22 protein-coding genes are annotated in these 25,378 nt (G+C 47.1%); 12 read left to right on the forward strand and 10 right to left on the reverse strand.

Features of this window, described 5'->3' with window-relative positions:
- Window positions 1-72: 72 nt before the first annotated feature.
- A complete protein-coding gene (gene lexA, locus EKM92_RS09740) occupies window positions 73-699 on the forward strand; it encodes a transcriptional repressor LexA (protein WP_125710292.1) in 627 nt (208 codons plus the stop codon).
- 320 nt (window positions 700-1,019) lie between these two features.
- On the opposite strand, the gene EKM92_RS09745 is transcribed toward lexA, so the two are convergent.
- Complete coding sequence (locus tag EKM92_RS09745) at window positions 1,020-1,217, reverse strand: hypothetical protein (protein ID WP_056964344.1); 198 nt, start codon at window positions 1,215-1,217, stop codon at window positions 1,020-1,022.
- Between the two features lie 292 nt (window positions 1,218-1,509).
- On the opposite strand from EKM92_RS09745, the gene EKM92_RS09750 reads away from it, so the two are divergent.
- Window positions 1,510-2,646, forward strand: coding sequence for an AI-2E family transporter (locus tag EKM92_RS09750; RefSeq protein WP_125710294.1), 1,137 nt, complete (start codon window positions 1,510-1,512; stop codon window positions 2,644-2,646).
- Window positions 2,647-2,648: 2 nt separating this feature from the next.
- A complete protein-coding gene (locus EKM92_RS09755) occupies window positions 2,649-3,122 on the forward strand; it encodes a hypothetical protein (protein WP_125710296.1) in 474 nt (157 codons plus the stop codon).
- A gap of 321 nt (window positions 3,123-3,443) precedes the next feature.
- Here the strand turns inward: EKM92_RS09755 and EKM92_RS09760 are convergent, their stop codons facing one another.
- Entirely contained in the window at window positions 3,444-3,797 is a 354-nt protein-coding gene (locus tag EKM92_RS09760) for a hypothetical protein (RefSeq protein ID WP_125710298.1), read from the reverse strand.
- A gap of 97 nt (window positions 3,798-3,894) precedes the next feature.
- Here EKM92_RS09760 and EKM92_RS09765 point away from each other — a divergent pair, with 97 nt between their 5' ends.
- Complete coding sequence (locus tag EKM92_RS09765; protein WP_125710300.1) at window positions 3,895-4,899, forward strand: alcohol dehydrogenase catalytic domain-containing protein; 1,005 nt, start codon at window positions 3,895-3,897, stop codon at window positions 4,897-4,899.
- Here EKM92_RS09765 and EKM92_RS09770 read toward each other — a convergent pair.
- Window positions 4,882-5,175, reverse strand: a complete 294-nt coding sequence (locus tag EKM92_RS09770) for a hypothetical protein (RefSeq protein WP_125710302.1) — start codon at window positions 5,173-5,175, stop codon at window positions 4,882-4,884. The genes EKM92_RS09765 and EKM92_RS09770 overlap by 18 nt on opposite strands.
- 123 nt (window positions 5,176-5,298) lie before the next feature.
- Between EKM92_RS09770 and EKM92_RS09775 the strand changes: the two genes are divergently transcribed.
- Together EKM92_RS09775 and EKM92_RS09780 are read left to right on the forward strand one after the other, a co-directional pair.
- The gene (locus EKM92_RS09775; protein WP_125710304.1) at window positions 5,299-5,991 is read left to right on the forward strand and encodes a response regulator transcription factor; all 693 of its coding nucleotides are present in this window, start codon (window positions 5,299-5,301) and stop codon (window positions 5,989-5,991) included.
- A complete protein-coding gene (locus EKM92_RS09780; RefSeq protein WP_125710306.1) occupies window positions 5,988-7,289 on the forward strand; it encodes a sensor histidine kinase in 1,302 nt (433 codons plus the stop codon). Before EKM92_RS09775 ends, EKM92_RS09780 begins: the two co-directional genes overlap by 4 nt.
- A gap of 753 nt (window positions 7,290-8,042) precedes the next feature.
- On the opposite strand, the gene EKM92_RS09785 is transcribed toward EKM92_RS09780, so the two are convergent.
- Window positions 8,043-8,882 carry a MurR/RpiR family transcriptional regulator gene (locus EKM92_RS09785; RefSeq protein ID WP_125710308.1) on the reverse strand — a complete coding sequence of 280 codons (840 nt, stop codon included), beginning with the start codon at window positions 8,880-8,882 and terminating at the stop codon, window positions 8,043-8,045.
- Between the two features lie 151 nt (window positions 8,883-9,033).
- Here EKM92_RS09785 and EKM92_RS09790 point away from each other — a divergent pair, with 151 nt between their 5' ends.
- Window positions 9,034-9,696 carry a ribose-5-phosphate isomerase A gene (locus EKM92_RS09790; protein ID WP_125710310.1) on the forward strand — a complete coding sequence of 221 codons (663 nt, stop codon included), beginning with the start codon at window positions 9,034-9,036 and terminating at the stop codon, window positions 9,694-9,696.
- Between the two features lies 1 nt (window position 9,697).
- Window positions 9,698-10,678 (forward strand): Gfo/Idh/MocA family protein, encoded by a 981-nt coding sequence (locus EKM92_RS09795; protein WP_125710312.1) that lies wholly within the window; start codon window positions 9,698-9,700, stop codon window positions 10,676-10,678.
- A 51-nt stretch (window positions 10,679-10,729) separates the two neighbouring features.
- Here the strand turns inward: EKM92_RS09795 and nagE are convergent, their stop codons facing one another.
- On the reverse strand, window positions 10,730-12,718 hold the full coding sequence (nagE, locus tag EKM92_RS09800; RefSeq protein WP_125710314.1) for an N-acetylglucosamine-specific PTS transporter subunit IIBC: 1,989 nt from the start codon (window positions 12,716-12,718) through the stop codon (window positions 10,730-10,732).
- A 752-nt stretch (window positions 12,719-13,470) separates the two neighbouring features.
- Window positions 13,471-14,571: a peptidoglycan-binding protein gene (locus EKM92_RS09805; protein WP_125710316.1), complete on the reverse strand. Its 1,101-nt coding sequence runs from the start codon at window positions 14,569-14,571 to the stop codon at window positions 13,471-13,473.
- A 448-nt stretch (window positions 14,572-15,019) separates the two neighbouring features.
- Between EKM92_RS09805 and EKM92_RS09810 the strand changes: the two genes are divergently transcribed.
- Window positions 15,020-15,373: an iron-sulfur cluster biosynthesis family protein gene (locus EKM92_RS09810; RefSeq protein WP_125710318.1), complete on the forward strand. Its 354-nt coding sequence runs from the start codon at window positions 15,020-15,022 to the stop codon at window positions 15,371-15,373.
- 78 nt (window positions 15,374-15,451) lie between these two features.
- Window positions 15,452-15,874, forward strand: coding sequence for a GNAT family N-acetyltransferase (locus tag EKM92_RS09815; RefSeq protein WP_125710320.1), 423 nt, complete (start codon window positions 15,452-15,454; stop codon window positions 15,872-15,874).
- Window positions 15,875-16,135: 261 nt separating this feature from the next.
- Here EKM92_RS09815 and EKM92_RS09820 read toward each other — a convergent pair whose 3' ends face one another.
- Both EKM92_RS09820 and EKM92_RS09825 read right to left on the reverse strand, forming a co-directional pair.
- On the reverse strand, window positions 16,136-17,491 hold the full coding sequence (locus EKM92_RS09820; RefSeq protein WP_125710322.1) for a PTS transporter subunit EIIC: 1,356 nt from the start codon (window positions 17,489-17,491) through the stop codon (window positions 16,136-16,138).
- Between the two features lie 16 nt (window positions 17,492-17,507).
- A complete protein-coding gene (locus EKM92_RS09825; RefSeq protein ID WP_125710324.1) occupies window positions 17,508-18,164 on the reverse strand; it encodes an EAL domain-containing protein in 657 nt (218 codons plus the stop codon).
- Between the two features lie 145 nt (window positions 18,165-18,309).
- Between EKM92_RS09825 and EKM92_RS09830 the strand changes: the two genes are divergently transcribed.
- Window positions 18,310-19,290, forward strand: coding sequence for an NAD(P)-dependent oxidoreductase (locus EKM92_RS09830; protein ID WP_125710326.1), 981 nt, complete (start codon window positions 18,310-18,312; stop codon window positions 19,288-19,290).
- A 45-nt stretch (window positions 19,291-19,335) separates the two neighbouring features.
- On the opposite strand, the gene EKM92_RS09835 is transcribed toward EKM92_RS09830, so the two are convergent.
- Entirely contained in the window at window positions 19,336-21,183 is a 1,848-nt protein-coding gene (locus tag EKM92_RS09835; RefSeq protein ID WP_164509963.1) for a GGDEF domain-containing protein, read from the reverse strand.
- A 154-nt stretch (window positions 21,184-21,337) separates the two neighbouring features.
- Window positions 21,338-21,985 (reverse strand): L,D-transpeptidase, encoded by a 648-nt coding sequence (locus EKM92_RS09840; RefSeq protein WP_125710330.1) that lies wholly within the window; start codon window positions 21,983-21,985, stop codon window positions 21,338-21,340.
- 174 nt (window positions 21,986-22,159) lie between these two features.
- Here EKM92_RS09840 and EKM92_RS09845 point away from each other — a divergent pair, with 174 nt between their 5' ends.
- Window positions 22,160-24,919: a cation-translocating P-type ATPase gene (locus tag EKM92_RS09845; protein ID WP_125710332.1), complete on the forward strand. Its 2,760-nt coding sequence runs from the start codon at window positions 22,160-22,162 to the stop codon at window positions 24,917-24,919.
- Window positions 24,920-25,378 lie beyond the last annotated feature (459 nt).

The raw sequence follows: 25,378 nt of genomic DNA on the forward strand, positions 1-25,378 counted from the left end.
TGCAAACAGCTGTTCGCTCTGGTACGCTATAAGTAATCAAAACATGTTGCGTACGCGAAAGGAGTGGGCCAGATGCCTACCGGAAAAAAGAACAAACGTTGGCAAGAGATCCTCGAAACGATCCACAGCTCCATCGAAGATCGCGGTTTTCCACCAACTGTACGTGAAATCGGCAAGGCAGTCGGCCTTTCCAGTTCAAGCACAGTGGCTGCTCACTTAGTTAAACTCGAAGACAATGGTTTAGTCGCCAAAGACCCGACCAAGCCGCGTACCTTGATGTTGACCCAAGCCGGACGCGATTACATCGGCGTTACCAACGGTGGGATCCCGATTGTCGGGACGGTTGCTGCAGGTGTCCCGATCACCGCGATCCAAAACATTGACGACTACTTCCCAGTACCTGATGATATCGGCTATGACGCCGACGAATTATTCATGTTGCGCGTATCTGGGAACTCCATGATCAAAATGGGCATTTTAAACGGTGATCAAATCATCGTCAAGAAACAACAAAATGCTGAAAATGGTCAAGTGGTTGTGGCGATGACTGAAGATTCTGAAGCCACGGTCAAGCGCTTCTACAAAGAAGACGGTCGCATCCGCCTCCATCCTGAAAATGATGATATGGACGATATGTATTTTGACAATGTCGTGATCTTAGGCATTGTGGTCAGCTTGTATCGCCCGATCCTCGACTAAATCCTGTTAGCCGGATCCCAGTGATCCGGCTATTTTGTTACAACAAATGCTAAAAGTATGAGTCTCACCATTGCCTGGCAGCACGAAAACGCTGTCGGCTCTGACGATTTGGGATCATTGCGGTGAATTGGACAAGTTGCCGGTGCGGCCGGCTACAGCTCTCGCCTAGCTCCGATTCGGACCCTCTCCACGTCCCGGCGGCCAGCTGGAGTTCCAATTTCAAATGACTGACCCGCCACCAAATAAAAAAGACCCAGACATTTTTTGTCTGGGTCAAAATCACATTTCGGCACGGCTGGTGCGCGATGTGGGCAAAACTTTTACATCCGGTGAGTCACTGGAATGTGTTTGAGTTGGCGGCGATCGCACTTGTTACGCGTCATCAGATAGAAGACGCCGAAGTGCACATCGACGGCTAACAAGAGAATTGCAACTGTTGCCATATGAGTAAACATGAGGACGACTGTTAACACAATCATGACCCGTAATACCCATTTCATAATCTCGATTGATGTCATTGATGACACTCCCTTCCACCACAATTGGTTTGCTATGATTACTAGTATACCTGAAATCCTCCGAATGTAAAGCTCAAATATACATTAATTTTACATTAAGTGCCCGATTGTGGGCATTTATAGACTTTGTATCGTGAATTTACAAACCAAATTTACATTCAGATACATTTCAGCGGCGGTATAACAGGCTTTTAGGTAAGCGTTAACATTTTATGACGCCCACAGGGTTAATTCGCAAATTGCGCGCAGATTCGGTACACTAATAGAAGAAACCCGTGCAAGGAGGCACCCAATGGAGCATAAGTCCTGGTTCTACCGCCGTTTTCTTAATAATCGATTCACCACGGTGTGCTTGAATATCGTGTTGGTACTGCTCGGCATTTGGATCTTTACCCAAATCGCTTGGTTGTTTAAGCCAGTGGGTGCTTTTGTCGGCATCGTCGCCCCACCATTTATTTTAGCCGGGGTGCTATTTTACTTGCTGAACCCGCTGGTGAATTTTTTACAAAAACATGGCGTCAAACGCATTCTCGCCATTGCGTTAGTATTCATTGTCGTGTTGGGGTTGTTGGTATTGGCGATCGTCAAAGTGGTGCCGCCGATCGAGCAGCAATTTAACAACATCGTCAAATATTACCCGCAATACTGGCAATCCTTCTCCGACTGGCTGACGCACCTCAACGAAAATCAAAGTTTCATCTCTCAAGCCGATCTTAATCAATTCGGCAAAGAGTTCATGGCCAGCCTCAACAGTAAAAAAGGCTCCTTATTATCAGGCACAGTTTCTGGTTTACAAAGTTTCTTTGGGATCGTTGGCAACGTGATGATCACCGTGTCCACGGCGCCGATCATTTTATTCTTCTTATTAAAAGAAGGCGATCACTTCGCCCCATTGTTAGTCAACTTGTTTCCCACGCGGTTGCGGCGTAGTATGAGTGATACCTTGCATGAAATGAATGATAAAGTCGGCTCTTATGTTCAAGGTCAATTAACTGTGGCGATGGCAGTGGCGATCATCTTTATGGTTGGCTTCTCTGTCATTGGGTTGAAATTTGCCTTAGTGTTGGGCTTGATCGCCGGGCCTTTGAACTTGATCCCGTACTTTGGCTCAGCGCTGGCGATGGTCCCTGCGTTGATCGTGGGTGCCACCACTTCACCGAAAATGTTGATCGCAGTGATCATCACTTTCTTTATCGAATGGTTGATCGAAACACAACTGATTTCACCATTAGTGATGGGCTCCAAGCTTGAAATGCATCCCTTAACGATCGTCATCGTGTTGTTGACCGCAGGGAATCTATTCGGTTTAGTCGGCGTGATCTTAGGGATCCCAGGCTTTGCCGTCATTAAAATCATCATCACCCGCTTGTTTCATTGGTATCAACAAGTCAGCGGCTTGTATCCAGAAGCAAACGATGGAAAGGATTAACCATGGTTGACATATTCTTTATTATTTTAGACGCTGCAATGATCGCAGCTGGCGGATATTTCTTATTTTGGCAAAACAAAATCGATGTACGCGGCGGCTACGCCTTATTTCAAGTCTTCTTTGCCGGCATCTTAGCCGCCTTACTGGTGGAATCAGGTACAACTAGCATTGCCTACATCGTTTTTGCAGCAGCGTTCATCACCTTGGTGATCATGGCTGGCAACTCTGGCTTGACGCCAACAAAAGTGATCGCGACTGGTATTTTCTCTCGCGTGATCCCTTATACCAAGTTATCAGCGATCACCTTAACGCCGCTAGATCTTCCTAATGGCAAACAAATGGTGGTGGCGATCTTCAACTTGAATCCGCGGCGGTTCGTGCGGATGACCTTCCGTATTGACTTGGCAAGCTTGATCGCAATTTTACGTCCACGGGTTCCAGAAAACATTCAAATTGCCATTGAACATGTGCAATAACCGCATTGCAAAGCTAAGACAACGACGTCTTAGCTTTTTTCATGTCATGATCGACACGGGTGCGGAAATAGTCGTCTGTTGAGTGGCAGTGATTAGAAATTGGGCCGGAAGCTGGAATCCCAAGTTTAAATCCCACAAAAAAGAGACCAGGACATCATTAAAGGCATCAAAATAAACACGACAATGACAAGATTGTACGAGCCATAAAGCAACGCATTTGCAAAGAAGGCGCCTGCCAAGCAAATCCTAAGTTCGGGATTTACTCGGCAGGCGCCTTCTACTCTATGCTAAGTTCGCGTATGTCTCAGCCACCAAAAATCATTAAATGCGTCGAGCGGCAAACAGTAATGATAATACCAACACGATCCCGATAGCCCCGAATGTGAACAGCCAATCAAAAGTCAACCCAAGCATAAAGATGTAGATCAACAACATCATCGCCCCACCGACCACGATATCAACGCCGAAGCGTCCGCGGCGGGTTTGACAACTGGCGTCTAAGCCAACTAATAACCACACCCCAACCGCTAAGCCGACGCCTAAGCTGATCGTTGCGGCTTTGGCCATGAGATCTTGAGGATTCGTGGCAAACCAACCGAGCCAACTAAAACCGACTGCGGCGATGATTAATAAAATAAGTAAACCATATGCATGGCTTTTTTTGACATGGGACATGGGTTTCCTCCGATTGTACAAGTTGAGACCAGTTTACCAGATTGTGGGAATGATTTACACTAGAGCTATTAAAAACTTAATCTATCGGAGGCTTACCATGCCAAAAAATCTTGCCATTGCCGCCTTCAACGGTCGTGCGATCGACGACCCTGATGTGTTTACAGAAATTGACTTACCGATCCCAACGCCTGCCGCAGATGAAGTCGTGGTGCAGCTAGAAGCGATCAGTTTAAATCCGATCGACACCAAATTACGCGCGAACTTAAAGCCCCAAGCTCATCCGAAAATTTTCGGTTATGACGGCGTCGGCCACATTACTGCAGTCGGCAGTGCGGTTCAAGAATATACCGTCGGCCAACGGGTGTTTTACGCAGGCACCACCCAAAAAGCTGGGAGCTATCAACATTTTCAAGCAGTCCCTGCACATTTGACCGCACCAGTGCCTGAACGTCCCGCAGCAACAGACTTAGCGGCGATCCCATTAGTTGGGTTGACTGCTTGGGAACTTTTATTTGAAAAAATGGGCTTCACCCCAGCACTAAACGCCAACAAAGGTAAAAGTTTGTTGGTGATCAATGGGGCTGGTGGTGTCGGCTCGATGCTCACGCAACTTGCCCATTGGGCCGGGTTGCAGGTCATTGCCACAGCAAGTTCGAAGCATTTCGATTGGTTAACGCAACATCATGTCGATCAACCGCTAGATTATCACGACGATTGGGCCAAGCAAATTCCGCGGCTGGTTGATGGGATCGCCATTTTATACGCGCCAGAACCCTATTTGGCACAAGCGGTTAAGTTGATCGCGCCGCTTGGCCATATCGGCACCATCGTCACCCCAACCCATCCCCTTGATCTCGCTGGTTTAAAACCGAAAGCCGCAAGTTTTGATCAAGAATACATGTTCACCAAATCAGACTTCAACGTCGCTTATGACTCAACGCGCCATATTCTCAATCAACTGGCGACATTATATGATGCCGGCGTGATTCAAGCGTCTGTCACCACGACGGCACCGTTTGATTTGAAACATTTAGTCGCCGCCACCAAAGCAATCGAAGCTGGCCACAGCGTTGGGAAAACTAGCTTATTTATGAAAGCCTAAGGCATAACGCAATTTCCGTTTGGCATCCGCTTGGGTGAGTTCGTCAGGATTATAAATGATCATCCCGTCACCCATATAATAGTTGAATTTTTCTAAAATGCCGCGCTGCGTCAAACTCCGCAACCGCAATTCATCGTTGACTTGCAATAAAAAGTCTTGGCACCAATCTTTATCCATCATCGCCGGTTCATCGCGTTCGGTGATAAAGCCTTGTTCCAAAAAGGTGTTAGCGCCTTCAGTTTTTTGTAAACGACTAATACTTTCAGTGGGTTCCATGTTGTCATCTCCCAGTTGTTTACCTTTATTCTACGTGATTGACGCGCAGTTGCAACACGCTTTAAGGTAGTTTTTAGACTCAACAGGTAAGATGCTAAAGAATGAGAAAGCAGGTGCGAGCTAGTGACCACAAAACCAAAGATCTTAGTCGTTGAAGACGACCCTAACTTAAATCAAAGTATTTGCGAATTTATCAGCGACTTTGCTGACGTGGAAGCCGCACTAACTGGTGGCGACGGTGAATTTATGGCCGAACAAGATATTTATGACGCAATTGTGTTAGATATCATGTTGCCGGAAATGAACGGCTTTGACTTATTAAAAACCATTCGTCAAAAAGCCGTTCAAACCCCAGTGTTGATCCTTACTGCTAAAGACGCCCTTGCCGATAAATTACGGGGGTTTACGTTAGGCGGCGATGATTACTTGACCAAGCCTTTCCACCGCGAAGAATTGATCATGCGGCTCAAGGCGTTGTTAAAGCGTACTGGCAAACTTGCCGCTGACAACGTGTTGCGCTGTGGGCCACTGTCAGTGGATGTTGCCAATCACTCCGCTAACGTCAATAACACCCCCGTCACTTTAAATGGCAAAGAATATGACTTGTTGGTTTACTTGTTGCAAAATGCTGACACCATCATCACCAAAGATCAGATTTTTGATCGGCTGTGGGGCTTTGATTCAGATACTGCGATTTCTGTGGTGGAAGTTTACATGTCGAATTTACGGAAGAAACTACGCCACACTGAAGCCGAAGCAATGATCAAAACCATTCGCAGTGTCGGCTACATTTTACAAAGTGAGGGGTTTGAATGAACAGTGACACTGCCATCGAACATCAACGCAGGCGCTTGTTTGTCGCGCAACTGCTGAGCTTTGCCGGGTTGTTTATCGCGCTGGGATTGATCGTGTTTGTGATGTACGAACGCTCAGTTTACCGCGATGTCGATCAAACTTTGGTCCAACAAAAGCGCAAAACCCTTTCCAATTCCCAAACTGGGACCATCGGCCGCAACCCGTTTAAAAACGGGAAACCCAATGGCAACGAGCCTAATCCGATGCGCACCACGATCTTAGTGTTCAACAGTCAAGGCAAGATCACCAATCAAGCGCAAATCGGTATGGATGCTTACGCCTATTTGCAATACATGAAACTCAACAAGAAATATGTCAACGACAAACGCACCTTGACCACCACCAGCGGGACATTTCGCACCTTGTTGATCAAAGTGAAAAAAAATAACACCAATTCCACTTATGCTGGCAAATATGTGATGATCGTCCAAAACATTGACTCGCAAATGTTTGCCTTGAAAACGTTCCGCCAAGCCTTGATCTTGACGATGGTGATTTTCTGGTTGTTGGCGTTGGCGTTAGCTTATTGGCTGTCTAATCGCTCGCTAGCACCGATCGTGGTCGCTTGGCAGCATCAACAAGACTTTGTCGCCGACGCCGCCCACGAACTGCGGGCGCCGCTAGCAGTGATCCAAAGTCAACAAGAAGCAATGTTGACCAAACCCAATGCCAAGATCATCGATCAAACTGAAGCCATCGCCACATCGTTATCTGAAACTAAACGTTTGCGGCAATTGACGGGCGACTTGTTGACGATCGCCAAGGCCGACTCGAATGCCGTGCAACTGGATATTCAACCTTATGAATTGAATGCCTTTTTCACCAAAATGTTGCGGCCATACGAAGACATTGCCGCCTCTCAAGATAAAACTTTCTCAGTGGATCTCCCAGAACACGGCAATGTGTTATTTGATGCGGAGCGACTGCATCAACTGACTGTGTTATTGCTCGACAACTCCTTCAAATACACTGCCTCAGGTGATCGCGTCTGGGTGAAAGTCACGGTGTCTGCCAATGATTGGAACTTAGTGGTCGGCAACTCTGGCCCAACGATCTCCGATGACGATAAAGCCCACATCTTTGAACGTTTCTATCGCGCCGACAAATCTCGCAATCGCAAAACCGGTGGCAGTGGCTTAGGCCTGTCGATCGGTGCTTGGATCGTTAAAGCTCATCGCGGAAAAATGACAGTTTCAGACGTCCAACCCCATGGTGCAGAATTTAAAGTCAAGCTCCCGCGGGTCCCAAAAGTAAACTAATACAAATGAAAGCTAAGACCTGAAACTGCGGTCTTAGCTTTTTGCTTGCAAATAATGTCCGGTGAATTAAATTTTTCAGTTAGCGATACCGACTTGCCTCCGGCACGAAAATCCGTGGGCTCCGACGATTTGGCGCCACTGCGGTGAATTGGACAAGTTGCCGGTGCGGCCGTCTGCAGAAATCGGCAAAGCCCGCCGATGTTCTTTCGACTAAATATTGATCCGGAGAAATTCACTCCGTTTCAATATTTGCCGGTGAAATCTGCGCGAACCGTCACAAACCGGCGTTTCACTTGATTTCACTCCCACAGGCAATTGTCCAATTCACCTCCGCTCTGCCAAATCATCTCCGCTCACAGATTTTCTACGTTGTGTTGCTAGCTTACAAATCAAATACGCTCACGTGCGACTTCATTCGATAGATGAAATGTCATATCAACGTCGGCAAGTTGCGTTTTGTAGCCATCAGGTGATAGTGGGCTAGCGCAGTGGAGGTCGTTTGAAGCAGTGGTCGGAAGTTGTCCGTTGCAGCATAGTGAGATTTCCGTTAACGACTTGTCGTTTACGGAAAACCGCAGAGGAAGATCCGGCTGGTGGGGAGCGTAGCGAGACATCCAGGCTAGCTTCCTCGAGGACCCTCACTATGCAGCGACGAGACAACTGGAGACCACTGCTTCAAATGACCGCAACGGAGCTAAACCACTCTCGCCTGGTGGCGGCATGAAACATTCACGATGAGGGACATCATTTGTGTTAGATTTTGGCATCGGCGATCAAATGTTCATGGGCTTGAATATGATCAGAATACGCCGGATCTTGTGCGAGTATCAATAAGAACAACGTTTCGATTGCCGCAGTCGCCGACAATCTAGAGAAGTAATATTCAGATTCAAAAACTTGTTGCCGCACTGCAGTTAGAACATGGGCGTCGGCGAGCTTGCCTAGCGGTGAGTCTTCACGATTGGTCAAGGCGATCACATGGACGCCGTGTTGTTTTGCGTATTGCGCTTGGTTAATCAAGTTTGAAGTTTCCCCAGAATTTGAAATCACCAGCAATACCGAATTTTTCGGTAAGTTCATGGTTTGCGCCATGCTGGTTTCATAAGTCGCATCAGACAACGCTAAAAAGCCGAGTTGATTGAACTTGTACACAGCATCTAAAGCGACAGGATAAGTACCACCCGCGCCGGCACACTGGATCACTGGCGCTTGTTTCAACCACGTTAACATCTGCTCAACTTCTGCGGTATCAGCTGCTTTTAACGTCGCGTCAACTTCTGCGGTTTTGTTGGCGGCAATATTTTCAAGCGCTTGGGTAAGAGAATCGGCATGAATATCGTGATAGTAATTATGTTGATCCTCTGCGGTTTGGGCAAGTTCAATTTTAACTTGATGGAAGCCTTCGCGATTTAAATTCCGACAAAACCGCGACACTGACGCTTCACTGACTTGTGCGGACTTGGCTAATGCCGCGATGGTCATGTTCACCACTTTGCTAGGGTCAGCTAAAATCACCTGCGCAATTTTACTGTCAGTCACTGACATTTTCGGTTGTTGGGCATAGAGATCGTTAATAATGTTGCGTGGGGCCATTTTGATCACCTCAAAAATTTCGTGATTTCAATTGTCGTGAAATTCTTCCTTTTCAAATCTAGTGCATTTTTAGCATTTACGCAAGCGCTTGACAAAATTTATTTCACGAATTATATTAATTGTGAAATTTAATTTCTCGGGAGGGCAACACATGTCTAAACAAATTCAAGCGGCATTAGCGATGATCCATTCCGGCATGGCGATCAGCCTAGGCGGCGGTAATCACATCAAACAACTCGCAGAAGCCATTGCTTCAAGCACGTTAACTGATCTGCGCATTTGTAGTCCGTCAGAAGCGACTGTTGCCACCTGTCGCACACTTAGTTTAACTGTCGATCAAAGTTTAACGGCCACTGATCTGGCTTTTGATGGTTGTGATCAAGTGACGGCACAATTTGATGCCTTAAAAAGTGGCGGCGCCATTTTCACTTATGAAAAGCGCAATGCGATGTTGACCAAACAATTCGTCTTATTAGTCGGCGCTGAACGCTATGTGCCTGAATTTGATCGCCAAGTGCCGTTAACGGTAGAAGCTTTAGATGTTGCCATCCCCTTAGTGCAGCAAGTTGCAGACGTTTTTCACACCACTGCCACCTTGCGTGATGCTAGCAACTACATGGGCTTGACGCGTACCAGAGATGGCAATGTGGTGATCGATGTGACCTTACCTGAAGGCGCTGATGTATTTGACTTCGCCCACCGTTTTGAACAATTGCCAGGTGTTGTCGCGACGTCATTGTTTAGCGGCCTAGTTCACACGATTTTGTTGGAAACTGCTGACGGTGACGTTCAACAATTAGAAAGGACGCATTAACATGACAACATATAATTGGGGAATGATTGGCACTGGCTGGATCGCGCATGAAATGGCGGACGCGTTCAATGCCGTCAACAGCTCGATTTACGCGGTCGCTGACGTGAATGCGGAGATGCTCAAAACATTTGCCGCGGAAAAACATATTGTGAAAACTTACACCGACGCTGATGATTTGATCAATGATCCAAAGGTCGACATTATTTACATCGCCACGCCACACACTTTCCACTACCCTTATATCAAGAAAGCCTTAAACGCTGGCAAACACGTCTTCGCAGAAAAAGCGATCACCGTCAACGCCAAGCAATTCGACGAAGTCCAAGCCTTGGCCAAGGCCAAAGGCTTGATCTTAACTGAGGGTTTGACCTTGATGCATATGCCGATTTATCAACAAGTCCAGGACTTGATCGCCTCAGGCAAACTTGGCGACATCAACATGGTGCAAGTCAACTTCGGCAGTTTGAAAGATTATGACCCCACTAACCGTTTCTTCAACAAAGATTTAGCAGGCGGCGCGTTGCTTGATATCGGCGGTTATGCGACGGCCTTTGCGCGGACGTTCTTGAAGTCGCAACCAAACGTCACCCTCACCACCGTGAAATTCTTTGAAACTGGCGTCGATGAACAATCTGGGATCATTTTGAAAAATCCGGACCAACAAATGGCGGTAATGGCCTTGTCACTGCGCGCTAAGCAACCTAAGCGTGGCGTGGTGTCTGGCACCAAAGGCTATGTCGAGATCAACAACTATCCCCGCGCCACTGAAGCTGTTGTCACCTACACTGAAGACGCACACACTTCGCACACTGAAACGTTGAAAGCCGGCGACTCAGCGCTAGCGTTGCAATATGAAGTCCGCGATATGCAACGCTATATCGAAGCCGGACATGATGATGGGCAACTGGCGATGTCACATGACGTTTCCCACATTATGGATGACGTTCGCAACGCTTGGGGTATGAAGTTTCCTTTCGACTAACACACAAAAAATGCTGTTTCAGCGATCAGGCTGAAACAGCATTTTTTAATCTTATTTAGTTGTTGCCGTTAAGACTTTAGCATCATCTGCAATTGGATCTTTGACCGCATTATATTTCAACAAGCCGACTGCATCCATATTGGTGATGATCACGATCATTGGCGTTTGCTTCCCAGCAGCTTTGATCGATTCGAGATCGACTTTAGCAACCAGTTGGCCATGTTTGACTTTGTCGCCATCAGCAACTTGGACATCAAAGCCTGCGCCTTTTAATTCAACCGTATCTAAGCCCATGTGCAGTAAGACTTCTAAGCCGCCAGCAGTCTTAAAGCCGATCGCATGCTTAGTTGGGAATACCGTGGTCACTTCACCATCAACTGGTGACACAATGTTGCCGTCAGTTGGGTCGATGGCAAAGCCGTCACCTAACATTTTTTGAGCAAAAGTAGGATCGCTTAATTGATCGAGTTCCAAGTAATGACCGTTGGCCACACTGTGGAATTCAACGTCTACGCCAGCTTCAGTAGCAGAAGACTTTGCAGCAGCAGCCGGAGCAGCTGCAGCAGCTGGTTCGATTGCAGAAACTGGGGTATTGGATTCTTTTAATTGCGTCAAAGCATCCGCAACAAATTGCACTTCAGTCCCGACAATAATTTGTAAGTTGTTCTTATCTAAAACATTGATACCAGGTACGCCAGTGGCTTTGATCGCCGCTTTATCAATGTTGCCAGTATCGGACAACTTCAAACGCAAACGCGTCGTGCAGTTATCCACAACATTCAAGTTGTCGCTACCACCAAGGGCAGCGTAAATGCGCTTAGCTTGGATGGTGTATTTGTCGTCGTTTGCATCAGTAACCACTTCAGGCGCTACTTTGCCGTCATCGGCAGGTAATTCTTCGCGACCTGGGGTCATGATGTTGAACTTCTTAATGGCAAAATCAAAGCCGAAGTAGTAGATCACAGCCATCACTAACCCTTGAATGATCAACATGTAAGGCATGTTGGCAATTGGGTTCTTGAAACTTAAGACAAAGTCGACTAACCCAGCGGAGAAGGCAAACCCAGCAGTCCAGTGCATGAACGCTGCAAAGGCTAAGGAGATACCAGTAAATACCGCATGGATCACATACAATGGCCATGCCACAAACATGAAGGAGAATTCAAGCGGTTCAGTCACACCGGTGAAGAATGAGGCGAACGCACCGGCTAACATCAAAGAACCAACTTCTTTTTTGCGTTCTGGGCGGGCATTTTTGTAAATCGCGAACGCACCAGCAGGCAAGCCAAACATCATGACTGGGAAGAACCCAGCTTGGAACATCCCGGTAACCCCTTTAGTCCCTTGAGAGGCTAAGAACTTACCGATATCGTTGATCCCGGCAACGTCAAACCAGAACACAGAGTTCAAGGCTTGGTGTAAACCTGTTGGAATCAGCAAACGGTTGAAGAAGCCGTACAAGCCGGCCCCCACGGCACCGAGTTTCACAATGGATTCACCAAAGGCAACCAACACGTTATAAACTGGTGGCCAAACCACAAACAAGATCGCAGACACGATCATCATAACGAAAGCCGCCATGATCGGCACTGCACGTTTGCCTGAGAAGAAAGACAAGGCCATTGGTAATTTAACTGAGTGGAAACGGTTGAACAATGCGGCAGCGATCAACCCAGCGATGATCCCGATGAAAACGTTAGTGATTTGAGAAAAGGCGGGATCCACCGCAGTGACTTTAACGCCGGTGAAAGCCGCGATATTTTCAGGTTTCAACACATTGACAGGCACTTCAAAGGCAACTAACCCAGCAAAGGCTGCGGCCCCGTCTTTGCCTTCAGACATCCCTAAGGCAACACCCACAGCAAACAGAATTGGCAATTGACCCAAAATTGCCAACCCACCTTGCAACAGGAACGTTGCAATAGCGTTAGGCCCAAAGGACAGCCAGTAGTTGGCGATCCCGACCAAAAGCGCGGCAGCTGGCAGTACAGCGACTGGCAGTTGTAAGGAGCGCCCAAGGTTTTGCATATATGATTTCATGAGTTCCTCCAAGATCTCTAGTCGAACGGACTAGTAAAAAATTTAGTACAAATAGGAGTATGCCAAGCTTGAAAACGCTTTGCAACTGCGGAAATATTGGTACACACCAATTCAATTGGCCGGGCACGATTTCGGGCACCTCGAGGATACCGGTTGTTGTACGCTTTCATTTCACCTTTCGTCAAAGTGGTATGCAAAACCCGAACGAATTGTAAAAATATTGGTCCAAAATGCTGTAACCGATTTCCGAAGGCGTTACCTTTTAGCCGTTTAAATCGTCGACAACGGGATTCGGTGTCATATTCGTCAATTAATTTGAACCGCAGTGCATCCTATATGTATAGGCTTTTAGGCAAAAGTGATGGCAACTGATCGGAAATACCGTCATAAATTGAATCCCCACTATGGCGGCTTAACTTCTCTTTTGTATTTTAATTAATCGAAATATTTTATCGAATAATCCGGCGATCACCAAGGAAATTGAACCGCGTTATGATCGGTTTCAAATTAATGCATGACGGCTCAGGCATACTTGCTTTCATGCCTGAGCCATCGTGCCACACCACCATCTTTTTCCCGTGTTTGAGGTAGTATCTCCCCTTTCATCATCTGCACCTTGACGATCACGCAATCTAGGCGCTTTGCCCAAGTCATGGTTCATTTTCAGCTACCGTTTTGCCACTTCAAAAGGCGAGAACCGCAAAAACCGGTCCTCGCCTTTTGAATGATAGATTCACGATGTTAAGTCTTGATTATTTTGCTGCTTTGGCTGCATCAATAATTGCTTGTAAGTATCCAGCAGTATCGACAAATGTTGCCCCTGAAACCACATCTGCGACTTTCTTGGTGTTCTTCACCTTACCGACGGCAGTTTCAAGTTCCGCAATAGTCTTCCCATTGGCAAAAGCCGCGATCGCATCTGAGTTTTCGATCCAAGTATGAGTCGCTTTAGCTTCTTTAGTCATTAAAGCAGAGTAAGCTTTGGAGTTGGCCCGCTTAGAAGCTAAAACCGTGCCAGACTTGATGCCTTTACCAAAGTCTTTATCTGAATTCGGCAAAGCGCCAAAGGTTGCACTTGGGGTGTATTGGAATTCATCGACGAATACATTAGCAACTTTATTGTTTTGCATCGCCACAGTGATGATGCCAAAGCTTTGTTTGCCATGAGGTGCTGCCAAGATTTGTCCTTCTGTCACATTGTTATCTGTTGTGGCGATCCCTTTTGAAACCATCCCATTGGTTGCGACATCATAAATGGCTTGAACATAACCAGCAGTGTCGGCAAACGTCGCGCCAGAAACCACATCAGCAGCCTTTTTGGTCGCCTTGAGATCCGTGACTGTTTGCTTGAGATCTGAAACTTTTTTGCCTTTGACATAATTTTGAATCGCAGTCATGCTTTCTTCCCAAGTCTTCGTCGCCTTCGCTTCTTTCTTCATTAAAGCAGAATAAGGCTTAGAATTTTGGGCTTTGCCGATTAAAAATTTGCCGCTAGGATAACCTTTACCAAAATCCTTGTCTGAGTTTGGCACCCCAGTCCAATCGGCAGATTTGTCGACATATTGGAACTCATCAATGCGCGCCGCCACAATGGTATCTCCATTTAATGTCACATTAACCGCTGCCGCCGACTGCGTGCCATGCGGTGCGGCATAGCCTTGACGCATCACCAATGTTCCCGCAGCTGGTGCGGTTTCACCAGACTTGAGGCCATCGTTGATGGTGATTTTCGTTTTTGTGGTGGCGCTGGAGCTGGTCTTGCTTGATGAATCACTATCTTTTGTATTGCTACCACAAGCAGCGAGAGTTAACGCCAGTAAAATGGTGGTGCCGACTGTAACCAGTTTCTTCATATCTTTTTCCTCCTGAGATGGTGAACAGTTGACCTGACATTAGACCTATTTATTTCTGATATGTGAATTATATCACGTCTAGAAAGCGCTTACTACAAGTTTATTGTAAACGACCTTATTGGCAAGTCAGTCTTCACCTGAGATCCCTTTTTTAGTCAAAAAAATGGTCGCCATGGGTGGTGGCGACCAAGGAGTAAGGATTGGCCAAGTAGTGGGTGGCTACTTGGCGATTTTTACTTGGAGGAGTAAAAATGAAAAAGTTGGGTATGGGTATGGAAATAAGTGGGTGACTTAAATCCATACGATTAATATAGCCAGTAAATGTGAAGAAATTGTGACGAAAAGCAAATATCGTTCGAAAAAATTGTATAGGCTTATAAATTGCCTTATCACGTCAAAGTGACTATGCTTAAGTCAGGGAGTGTTGACATTTCAAGGAGGCAAACTCATGGAAATTCATTTTAATGATGCTGCAGTGGCAAAACTAACACCACATTTAGCACCGGATAAGCGCTTATTGTTGACCTTTGAAGATGGCGTGGGGCCATATTCACAACACGCCATGATCCACATGCAAGTGCAATTCACCATTAACGTGATCCCTGACTCAGACGAAGCCAGCGATTATGATGTCGATTTACCCAGCAACTTAGGGCCTGTCGGCATCAAAGGGTACTCGCAAGAAGACTTAGATGAACATTTGAGTTTGAAGTATATCCCGAACATGAGCATTTTTACCTTGTCAGGCGATGGTGGGGACATCGACGACAATGTGCAATTCATCGATTTTACCGAATCCTAATGTTTTTTCACATGAACTCTCATCAACAAAAGGGTACAATCATCGCAGACACTTTAAAGATGATTGTGAGGCAATATCGTGCAGTACCGATTTGAAACTGGTTTGACCATTCATGAAATTAAAAAGCTTTATGGTGGCGTCGGGATGACCCACTATTTACAAGACATCGGCGAAACCGCTCGCGGCATCGCCAATTCCACTTTGTTGACCGCACGGGACGTTGACGGCAACTTAGTCGGCTTGATCCGTGGCGTGTCAGATATGCACACGGTGTTGTTCATTCAAGACTTGATGGTCTTACCTGAATACCAACATCAAGGTATCGGCCATGAGTTGTTGGATCAATTCGATGAATATTTCAAACAAGTCGCGCGCATCGTGGTCGTTTGCGATGATCCCGATATGCAAGCATTCTTCGCATCAGCGGATTACATTCCTGAAAACGATACGGCGATCACCACCTTCATTCGCCCGCGCCGTTTGTTGGAACCAAAATATTAAACGATAGATCGAGTCTGTCATGGTGACTGGCTCGATTTTTTTGACGACTGATTGCTAATGCCTGCCACCGTTTGCACGATCAAGGCCGAGAGATAATTAAAGGCACCAAAATCAACACGACAGTTACAAGATTGTACGAGCCATCAAGCAACGCATTTGCATAGAAGGCGCCTGCCAAGCAAATCCTAAGTTCGGGATTTACTCGTCAGGCGCCTTCTACTCTATGCTAAGTTCGCGTATGTCTCAGCCACTTGATCGGATCTATTGCTTTTGCGCTTGCAACATCGCCAGCACTTGATCATACACTGGCGACTTCAAATAATTCGTTACAGCTAAAATGCGGATTTCTCCTGGCACTTGGTCATGGACTACTGATACCAAATCATCGCGGGTGATGAATAAAGCATTTTGATCAGGGGTTAATTCAGAAATGGGTTGGGCAACGACACTGACGGTAATATCATTGAGATTCTTCAACTTGGCTTGCAGCAAGGTCACTGCCATTTGTGGCGTGCCCATGCCTTGGGTGCCGGTGATAATGATTTTGCGAATCGCATGTTTGCTAGGCTGTATCACCTCAACGTCGCTGGCAGGTTGATGGCTGTACTTCAACACAACACTCGCAACGCCAAACGAAATGACCGCCGCTGCCAACACACCAGCCACCACTGCTAAGAAACTGCCAAGCCCATGCGGCGTCAACAACAGAATTGAAATGATCGAGCCAGGCGAAGCCACTGTTGTCAAACCAGCATCAAGGCTTGAGAAAGTGAACGTGCCTGCCACCCCACCTGCGATTGCCGCTAACAACAATGCCGGTTGACTTAAGACATAAGGAAAGTAAATTTCATGGATCCCACCGAAAAATTCAATGATCGCCGCGTTGCCTGCAGACTTTTGGGAATGGCCGTGGCCAAAGTAATGAAACGCCAACAAGATCCCCAATCCTGGCCCTGGGTTAGTTTCCACTAAAAACAATACCGATTTCCCGACTTGATCGGCTGCTTGCATCCCTAACGGCGTTAAGATCCCATGATTTAACGCATTGTTCAAGAATAAGACTTTGGCTGGTTCAATGATCACGTTGGCTAATGGTAACAAATGCCAAGCAATCAAATTCGCGACACCGCTAGCTAACAAGCTAGCGCCAGCATCCACCACTGGCGCTAAGCCGTAGTAGCTTGCTAATGCCAACAAGATCCCTAATATCCCGGCAGAGAAATTGTTCACCAACATTTCAAAGCCTTGTTTGACATGCGGACGCAACCAATCGTCAACGGCATTCACTGCCCACCCAGCGACAGGACCGGCGATCATCGCCCCTAAAATCGCGGCAGACTGCGCTGTTGAAATCACCCCCATCGCAGTGATCGCTGCTACCACGCCGCCGCGATGACCCCCAACGTTGCTGCCACCGGTGAAAGCTAACAACATCGGGATCAAATAGGCTTGACTCAGTGACACCACGCGATAAATATCAGCATTCGGCCACCAACCATGAGGCGCACACACCGCTGCTAATAAGCCACACGCAATAAAGGCGGCAATATTTGGCATCACCATATCCGTTAAGACAGTGCCAACTTTAGTGATTTGTTTTCGGATTGAAGTGGTCATGATCACACCCCCAAGTCTAACTCACATCGATCAACTGCGGCCGCCCAAAGTAATACCCTTGCATAATATCTGGTTGATAATTGGTGGCAATTTTTAAATCTGCTTTATTCTCGAAACCTTCGATCGCAAAAAATACCCCTGCCAATTGTGCCTGTTCTCGCCAAAATTGTAATAACGGCGACACCAAGGTGATGAAATCTTTTTGATCATGGAAATTTTGCAACGCAAACTTATATTCTTGAACATAAGGCGCTAGCGCTTGAACGAGTTCAGGTTGATTGTCACCAGTGCCGACATCATCGATGCACACCCACAACCCACCTGCTTGATACACCTTTGCCGCTGCCACCAACGCCGATATGGCCACGCCATTGGGCCGTTCTGTTAACTCCACACATAACTGCATCTCCGGCAATTGGGCTTGCAGTTGCGGCAAAGCTTTCAAATAATCCGCCCGCGCAAATTCAGGTTGATCTAAATTGATCGACACCATTTGAATAGCTTTAGGAACTGCAGCGACTGTTTGTTGAAGTAACGTCGTAATATCTTTCGCGTTAAAGCGCCCGAAGTCTTGAGGAAACGTCCATTGATCGCCGATTTTTTCCCGCAAAAATAATTCCAGCGCAAACCGTTCAGCTTGCGCATATTTTGGCTGTCCCCAAAATCGGATCATGACATTTCCCCCCTTTTTTCCCCTAATCATACCATAACAAAAATCGTAAATGACATGAAATGACCATTTGCTTAAATCGTTTTCATTCGCTACACTTAAGGTTCAAACGACTCGGAAAATATCATCAGATGAATGGAGGTTTCTGATGCACATTTCAGCTTTTGGGGTCCGCGGCGATGAAGTGCCATACTTTCAAGCTTGGGCGGCCCGCACTGAAAACGAAGTCGACTTATATGCCGACTACCTCAATGTCGACACTTGTCAAAAGGCCAACAACGCCGACGCGATCACCTGTTTTCAAACTGTGCCTTACCCGGCAGCGCTATTTGCGCAATTGCCGGTCCCTTACTTAGCCTTGCGCAACGCCGGCTTTGAAAATGTCGACTTAGCCGCTGCACGCGCACATCACGTGAAAGTCAGTTATGTCCCAGCCTATTCACCCAGGGCGATCGCTGAGTTTGCAGTGATGAGTATGTTGACCTTGCTGCGACAAAATGGCCCGGTGCAAACTGCGTTACACGATCATGATTACCGCTTAGCCAAAACCTTCATGGGGCGCGAACTTGGTGATTGTACCGTGGGTGTGATCGGTACTGGCCACATCGGTCAAGCCGTCATCAAGATCTTAAATGGCTTTGGTGCGCGGGTATTGATCACTGACACACATTTACCCCATGATGCCAGTTTGCACTATGAGGCGGTGCCATTGCCACAACTGCTTGCGCAAAGCGACATTATCACCTTGCACATCCCAGGGGATCCTAGCAATCATCACTTACTCAACGACCAAGCTTTTCGGATGATGAAAGCTGGAACTTTGATCATCAACACGGCGCGGCCGAATGTCTTAGACACGCAAGCCTTGTTACATCATTTGCGCTCTGGCAAACTCGGTGGCGTGGCGATCGACACTTTTGAACATGAAGCCGATGATTTGTTGCAACTGGCAGAAGATCACGACTTCAGCGATCCCTTGTGGGAGGAGTTGCTGGCGATGCCGAATGTGTTGTTGTCGCCGCATATTGCTTATTACACCGATGTGGCGGTGCGCAACATGGTTGAACAAGCATTAGACAGTTTGGTGGCTTTTCACGCAGGCGAGCCAGTCGCCACCGAATTGACGTAATCAAAAAGCCGGTGAAACTCACGTCGAGTTTCACCGGCTTTTGCTTTAGAAGGTCACTGCCACCGTGGCATCTGGCACCACGAGACTGGGTTTGCCGAAATAGTAGCCTTGGACATATAACACGCCAAGCTCGCGTGCTAAGGCCACATCAGCTTCATTTTCCACACCTTCAAGGACAAAGGTCAAGTGATGTTGTTTGGCGACTTTCACCCAAAACGACGCGCGTTGTTTCAATTGTTCTGGACTGGTTTGTTTGCGTAAGTTTTGCATCGCAAACTTCACATTGTTGACGTAGCCTAACACGTCTTGGACCAATTCAAAACTGTTATCCGAACCGACATCATCGATCATCAACTTCACCCCTGCAGCACGATACAAGGCGCTGATCCGCCGCGTCGTCGCTGAATCGCTGAGATGGGTGATTTCAATATTTAAATGTTTGGGGCCGTCGCTACTTTCGACAAATTGGGTCATCGCCGTCGCGAAATCAAGATCGTCGAATTGATTGGCCGTGAGGTTGATATTCATCGTCGACGCGCCTGTGCGATGCATAAATTCTTGGATCAACGAGATCTGCATCCAAGCTGGTAACTCAAAGGTATCCGGCAAGACCCAACGTTGTTGCAACGGGTCATATGTCCGCAATAACAATTCGTTTGAGCGCCGGATCTTTCCCGTTGCGGTGATTTCATATACCCCTTGAGCAAAAAAGCGGTAATCGTCGACATGACGCACGACTTTGTCATTACCAGAGGCGCGTTTGCCATCGATGGTGACAATATCACGTCCTGCGCGCTTGGAAATCGACAAACTGTCATCAGCACGTTTATACAAATCATTGGTGTCCTCATCGCTTGGCTGCAATGCTGTGACTCCGCCAGACATCGTTAAGGCAATGCCATGGCCTTCATAATCAAAGTCCCCTTTGCGGATTGCTTGCCAACAAGTCTCAAGCAACGTGGTCAACGCTTGAGGCGTTGCGTTGGGAAACACTAAGTTGAATTCTTCACCAGTGGTCGCGTAAATGCGGTGATCGACGCCGCTATCTTCCAAAACTTTTTTCAACCGTTGTTCCACTTGGATCAACACGGCATTGCCTGCCAAATGACCATATTGATCATTCACTTGACGAAAATGATCGAGATCAAAAGTCGCAAACGTCAATGGTTGTCGCAAACTTTGTGCTTGTTTGACGAGTTCAGTGAATTCTTTTTGCTGGTCGGCATATCGCGTATCAGCATGTTGATCGTGGTAGGCTAACTCTTGCAGCTGACGATTAGCGGCTTCAATTTGTGATTGACGCCCCCAATACCCTAAAACAAACGCAAGCATTAACCCAAACAACAACACATTTTCCACGCGTATTGCCCAAGTCATCGGCATATTGGCGGAAACTGCAGGGGTGCTCAACCAAAACAAGCTCCCATAAACAAAGGCCGTTGGCACCCCAACCGCCCACTTGGTCAAAAACATGTGCCCGTGTTGATGCATCCCCCACAATAACGCCCCAAAGGCGACCATGGCCAGTAACGTTACCGGTTGCGAAAAATTACTTTGATGATGCGACCACCACAACAACGCGATCGCAATAAATTGTGCCGCGACTTCCCAATGATTGAAGCCTTCAAACAATAGCGGCGTCACCAACATAAATAACGCCAGATTATGGTAGATAATGATATTTTGACTACCAGGTTGAACCATCACCACAAAATGCACAAATAAGCCACCGGCAATCGCCAACACCATTAAATAAGCGCGCCGCGGTTGATGATCATCAAATACGGTACTGTAAACCCGTTGAAAATACTGAATAAACCCAATACTAAAAAAACTTAACGTCAGCAGACGTACCAGCAGCAATGGCACGTCGGCAATGAATTCTTGAATCATAACCGATCTCCCAAGCAATATTACATTTATTATAGGCCATTTCATATTTTTCGGGTAGGCAAAATGCGCGGCAGCTGGTAAAAATCACGCAAATTGTAAAGTCATGGTTATCCAGTGCAAAAAAAATAGCGGCGCACGCCGCTACTGCTTGGTTTTACTCAATGATCACTGCCATCCCCACTTTGGCATTGGTGTAGATCCACTTCGCATCAGCAACACTCAATCGCACGCAGCCATGAGATGCAGGCTCTTTACCTAACTTCGCCGCTTCTGATTCGATATAATGGCCTTGCGCATCGGTTGGCACTGAGTGAAATAAGTATTTACCATGATCTAGCCAACTGGTGTAGTAATTAGCCCCCACCATGACTTGACCATTAAAAAAGTGTGTCCCACGTTCCGCTTGAATCGCATAATGGCCTTTTGGCGTCGCGTTGTCCATCCCAGTTGACGCATACATGGTGTATAGCGTTTTCCCGTCATTTTTGAGATAGACCCGCTGCTTAGCAAGGCTGACGACAAATTCTAAATGTGGATATTTGTTGACGTCAGGATAAGGAATCGATTGAGAAGGCTTGTGCCAGTCGATCGTTTCGGCTTTTTGCTTGGCGGCGCGTTGTTTGGCGAGTTTTTTGGCTGCTTGTTGCTTAGTCGCCTTCGCTTTGGCTTGCACTTGTTGGATCCGTTCAGTTTCGGCAGCCGCTTGCGCGTTAAGAACAAGTTTGCGGACCCCAAACAAACCGATCAATACCACCGCTATGATCGGCACAAACCATTTGAAATATTGCCACTTCATCTGCATCCCCAAGCTCCCCTCTTTCTCTTTACTGTAGCTAATGAAGTCGTTTTCTGCAACTGAAATCATGATTATCTTTCATAAAAATACAGATATGCCGAAAAGCGAATGTTACAAAATGGTTGCGGCGTGCTGATTGCGTTAAACTATGCATATATGTTGTAAAAGGAGTGTGGGATCATGAAGGCAACTGAAAATTCACGCGCGACTTACGCACAAAGCCAACCTGACGCGGTATTGGATCAATTACATACCGCAAAATCTGGGTTGAGCCAAGCAGAAGCCACCAAGCGCCTGGCGCAATATGGGGAAAATTCCATTACCAAGGCTGCTGAATCATCGCAATTAAAAGTCTTTCTCAAAAACTTTGTCAGCTTAATGGCGATTTTACTGTGGGTCTCAGGTGCCATTGCCATTTTAAGTGGGACCTTGGAGTTAGGGATCGCCATTTGGTTAGTCAATGTGATCAACGGTTGTTTCTCGTTTTGGCAAGAACACCAAGCTAAAAAGGCAACTGATTCATTAATGGCAATGTTGCCGACTTATACCCAAGTGTATCGCGACGGGAAGCGCCAGCAGATCAATGCTGTCGACTTAGTCCCAGGCGACGTGTTCACGTTGCAAGCAGGCAATGCCGTACCAGTCGATGCACGCTTGCTGGAAGCCACATCGATGCAAGTCGATCAAAGTGCCTTAACTGGTGAATCGGTACCTGAATCCAAATACATCCGCTATGATCCTGGTGAAGGCGAATTTGCAGAAAGCAACTTAGTGTACGCCGGCACCACAGTTGGCGCAGGGACTGGGTTAGCAGTATGTTACGCCACTGGCATGAACACCGAATTTGGGAAAATCGCTAGCTTAACGCAACAGCAAACCAAAGTCTTATCCCCGCTGCAAAAAGAACTTGATCGTTTGACCAAGCAAATTTCGATGATCGCCATTGCCATCGGCCTCGCCTTTTTCGTGGCGGCAATTTTCTTCGTGCATTACCCGATCGCGAAATCCTTTATTTTTGCCTTAGGGATGATCGTTGCGTTCATTCCAGAAGGGTTGTTGCCAACTGTCACGCTTTCGTTGGCCCATGGCGTTCAGCGCATGGCCAAAAAGCACGCCTTAGTCAAAGACCTTAACTCTGTGGAAACTTTAGGGGAAACCACAGTGATTTGCTCCGATAAAACTGGGACCTTGACTCAAAATCAAATGACCGTCAACAATATTTGGACCCTAGCACATCACTATGAAGTCACTGGTCAAGGTTATGTGAATAACGGTGAGATCCAACTTGACGGTCAAACCATCGATTTTAAACAAGACCCTGACCTCAACAAATTGATCCGTGTCGCAGCATTAAACAACGACACCACCGTCCAAATGGCAGATGGTAAGCCGAAGATCTTAGGCACGCCAACTGAAGCGGCACTGGTGATCATGGCTCAAAAAGCAAAATTTGATCTCGACCGCGCCGAAACCACGACGCCACGGTTGAAAGAATTTCCATTTGATTCAGATCGCAAGCGGATGGGCACTATTCATCAACATGATGACCACACCTTGTCGGCTTGCGTCAAAGGTAGCCTTTCTGATTTATTGCCGCAATGTACCACGGTGCAAGTCAATGGCGTCGTGCGTCCGATCACTGACGCTGACCGCGAAAAAATCAACGCCGCCAACACCAAGTATGCCGCACAAGGGTTGCGGAGTTTAGCGATCGCCTATCGCGAAATTCCACTCCAAAAAGATTTACAAAGTCAATTAGATGCCTTGACCATTGAAAACACTGAAAATCAATTGACTTTCATCGGGTTAACGGTGATGGCTGATCCGCCACGTCCAGAAATTTTTGAAGCAGTCGCCAAATGTCACGCTGCCAACATCAAGATCATTATGGTGACTGGCGATTCGACGTTAACCGCGAAGTCCATTGCCGTCAAAATCGGCCTCACTTCAGATAAAGCGCGGGTCGTCACCGGCACAGAACTGGATGCGATGAGCGAACCAGAACTACAAGAAGCGCTGCGTGGTGAAATCATTTTTGCTCGGGTCGCCCCAGAACAAAAATATAAAATCGTCTCCACCTTGCAAGCAAATGGTGAAATCGTCGCTTCGACTGGTGACGGCGTTAACGATGCCCCGGCGTTGAAGAAAGCTGACATCGGTGTGGCGATGGGTGTCACTGGGACTGATGTGGCCAAAGATGCTGCCGACATGATCTTAACTGACGATAACTTCGCCTCGATCGTCGCTGCCATTGAAGAAGGCCGCACCGTTTATGCCAACTTGCAAAAGTTCCTCACTTACATTTTGACTTCCAATGTGCCAGAAGCGATTCCTAGTGTCTTGTTCCTATTTTCTCGAGGGTTGATCCCACTGCCGATGACCGTCATGCAGATTTTGACTGTTGACCTTGGGACTGACATGTTGCCCGCGTTAGGCTTAGGCGCCGAACTTGCAGAACCTGGTATCATGAATCAACCACCGCGCAAACGCACTGCGCATTTGATGAACAAGCATGTGGTGATCAAAGCCTTCGCTTGGTACGGCTTGTTAGCCAGTGTGATCTCAACGTTCGCCTACTTTTTCGTCAACTGGCAAAACGGCTGGCCAAAAGTCGCATTGTTCTCAAATGGTACCGGCTACGCGCGCGCAACGACAATGGTGTTAGGCGCGATCGTCTTCTTCCAAATCGCTAACGCTTTGAACTGCCGGACACAATTGGCCTCTGTGATCAAAGCAGGGATCTTCTCTAACAAACGCATTTGGTACGGGATCATTTTTGAAGTATTGTTGCTGGTCGTGTTGACGACAGTACCATTCTTCCAAGGATTGTTTAACACCACAGTTTTGCAAGCGAGCGACTGGATCTTCTTAGCGATCATTCCAATTCCAGTGTTCTTGATCGAAGAAGCCCGCAAAGCTTGGGCACGTCATCAACAATAAGCGACAAAAAACTAGGACACCTCGATGTCCTAGTTTTTGATTGCAATCGATTTCCGGCAGCGTAAGTGTTTCATGCCGCCATCAGGCGACAGTGGTCTAGCTTCGTTTCGGAACTGAAATCATCTCTCGTGGCCGGCCGGCTGCAGAGATCGGCAAAGCCCGCCGAAGCTCTTTCGCCTAAATTCAAAGCCGAAACCCGCGTCTTTGAATTTGCCTGAACTATTAACGGAGCCAGAAAACCACTGTCTCCGTTAATAGTTCTGCCACGTTCGACGATTTCAGTTCCTCCACTACGCCAGCCCACTGTCACCCGATGGCTACGAAAACATCTTGCCGACGTTGAGATGACATGTCATCTATTGAATAAAGTCACACGTGAGCGTATTTGATTTGTTAGCTATCGATATCAACGCAGAAAATCTGTGGGCGGAGATGATTTGGCAAAACGGAGGTGAATTG

It is taken from the genome of Lacticaseibacillus porcinae, from assembly GCF_003946305.1.
Classification (GTDB): domain Bacteria; phylum Bacillota; class Bacilli; order Lactobacillales; family Lactobacillaceae; genus Lacticaseibacillus; species Lacticaseibacillus porcinae.

Excerpts from the sequence above, each read along its gene's own strand:
- lexA (WP_125710292.1), top strand. The coding sequence starts at position 73 with ATGCCTACCGGAAAAAAGAACAAACGTTGGCAAGAGATCCTCGAAACG.
- EKM92_RS09745 (WP_056964344.1), bottom strand. The coding sequence starts at position 1,217 with ATGACATCAATCGAGATTATGAAATGGGTATTACGGGTCATGATTGTG.
- EKM92_RS09750 (WP_125710294.1), top strand. The coding sequence starts at position 1,510 with ATGGAGCATAAGTCCTGGTTCTACCGCCGTTTTCTTAATAATCGATTC.
- EKM92_RS09755 (WP_125710296.1), top strand. The coding sequence starts at position 2,649 with ATGGTTGACATATTCTTTATTATTTTAGACGCTGCAATGATCGCAGCT.
- EKM92_RS09760 (WP_125710298.1), bottom strand. The coding sequence starts at position 3,797 with ATGTCCCATGTCAAAAAAAGCCATGCATATGGTTTACTTATTTTATTA.
- EKM92_RS09765 (WP_125710300.1), top strand. The coding sequence starts at position 3,895 with ATGCCAAAAAATCTTGCCATTGCCGCCTTCAACGGTCGTGCGATCGAC.
- EKM92_RS09770 (WP_125710302.1), bottom strand. The coding sequence starts at position 5,175 with ATGGAACCCACTGAAAGTATTAGTCGTTTACAAAAAACTGAAGGCGCT.
- EKM92_RS09780 (WP_125710306.1), top strand. The coding sequence starts at position 5,988 with ATGAACAGTGACACTGCCATCGAACATCAACGCAGGCGCTTGTTTGTC.
- EKM92_RS09785 (WP_125710308.1), bottom strand. The coding sequence starts at position 8,882 with ATGGCCCCACGCAACATTATTAACGATCTCTATGCCCAACAACCGAAA.
- EKM92_RS09790 (WP_125710310.1), top strand. The coding sequence starts at position 9,034 with ATGTCTAAACAAATTCAAGCGGCATTAGCGATGATCCATTCCGGCATG.
- EKM92_RS09795 (WP_125710312.1), top strand. The coding sequence starts at position 9,698 with ATGACAACATATAATTGGGGAATGATTGGCACTGGCTGGATCGCGCAT.
- nagE (WP_125710314.1), bottom strand. The coding sequence starts at position 12,718 with ATGAAATCATATATGCAAAACCTTGGGCGCTCCTTACAACTGCCAGTC.
- EKM92_RS09805 (WP_125710316.1), bottom strand. The coding sequence starts at position 14,571 with ATGAAGAAACTGGTTACAGTCGGCACCACCATTTTACTGGCGTTAACT.
- EKM92_RS09810 (WP_125710318.1), top strand. The coding sequence starts at position 15,020 with ATGGAAATTCATTTTAATGATGCTGCAGTGGCAAAACTAACACCACAT.
- EKM92_RS09820 (WP_125710322.1), bottom strand. The coding sequence starts at position 17,491 with ATGACCACTTCAATCCGAAAACAAATCACTAAAGTTGGCACTGTCTTA.
- EKM92_RS09825 (WP_125710324.1), bottom strand. The coding sequence starts at position 18,164 with ATGATCCGATTTTGGGGACAGCCAAAATATGCGCAAGCTGAACGGTTT.
- EKM92_RS09830 (WP_125710326.1), top strand. The coding sequence starts at position 18,310 with ATGCACATTTCAGCTTTTGGGGTCCGCGGCGATGAAGTGCCATACTTT.
- EKM92_RS09835 (WP_164509963.1), bottom strand. The coding sequence starts at position 21,183 with ATGATTCAAGAATTCATTGCCGACGTGCCATTGCTGCTGGTACGTCTG.
- EKM92_RS09840 (WP_125710330.1), bottom strand. The coding sequence starts at position 21,985 with ATGCAGATGAAGTGGCAATATTTCAAATGGTTTGTGCCGATCATAGCG.
- EKM92_RS09845 (WP_125710332.1), top strand. The coding sequence starts at position 22,160 with ATGAAGGCAACTGAAAATTCACGCGCGACTTACGCACAAAGCCAACCT.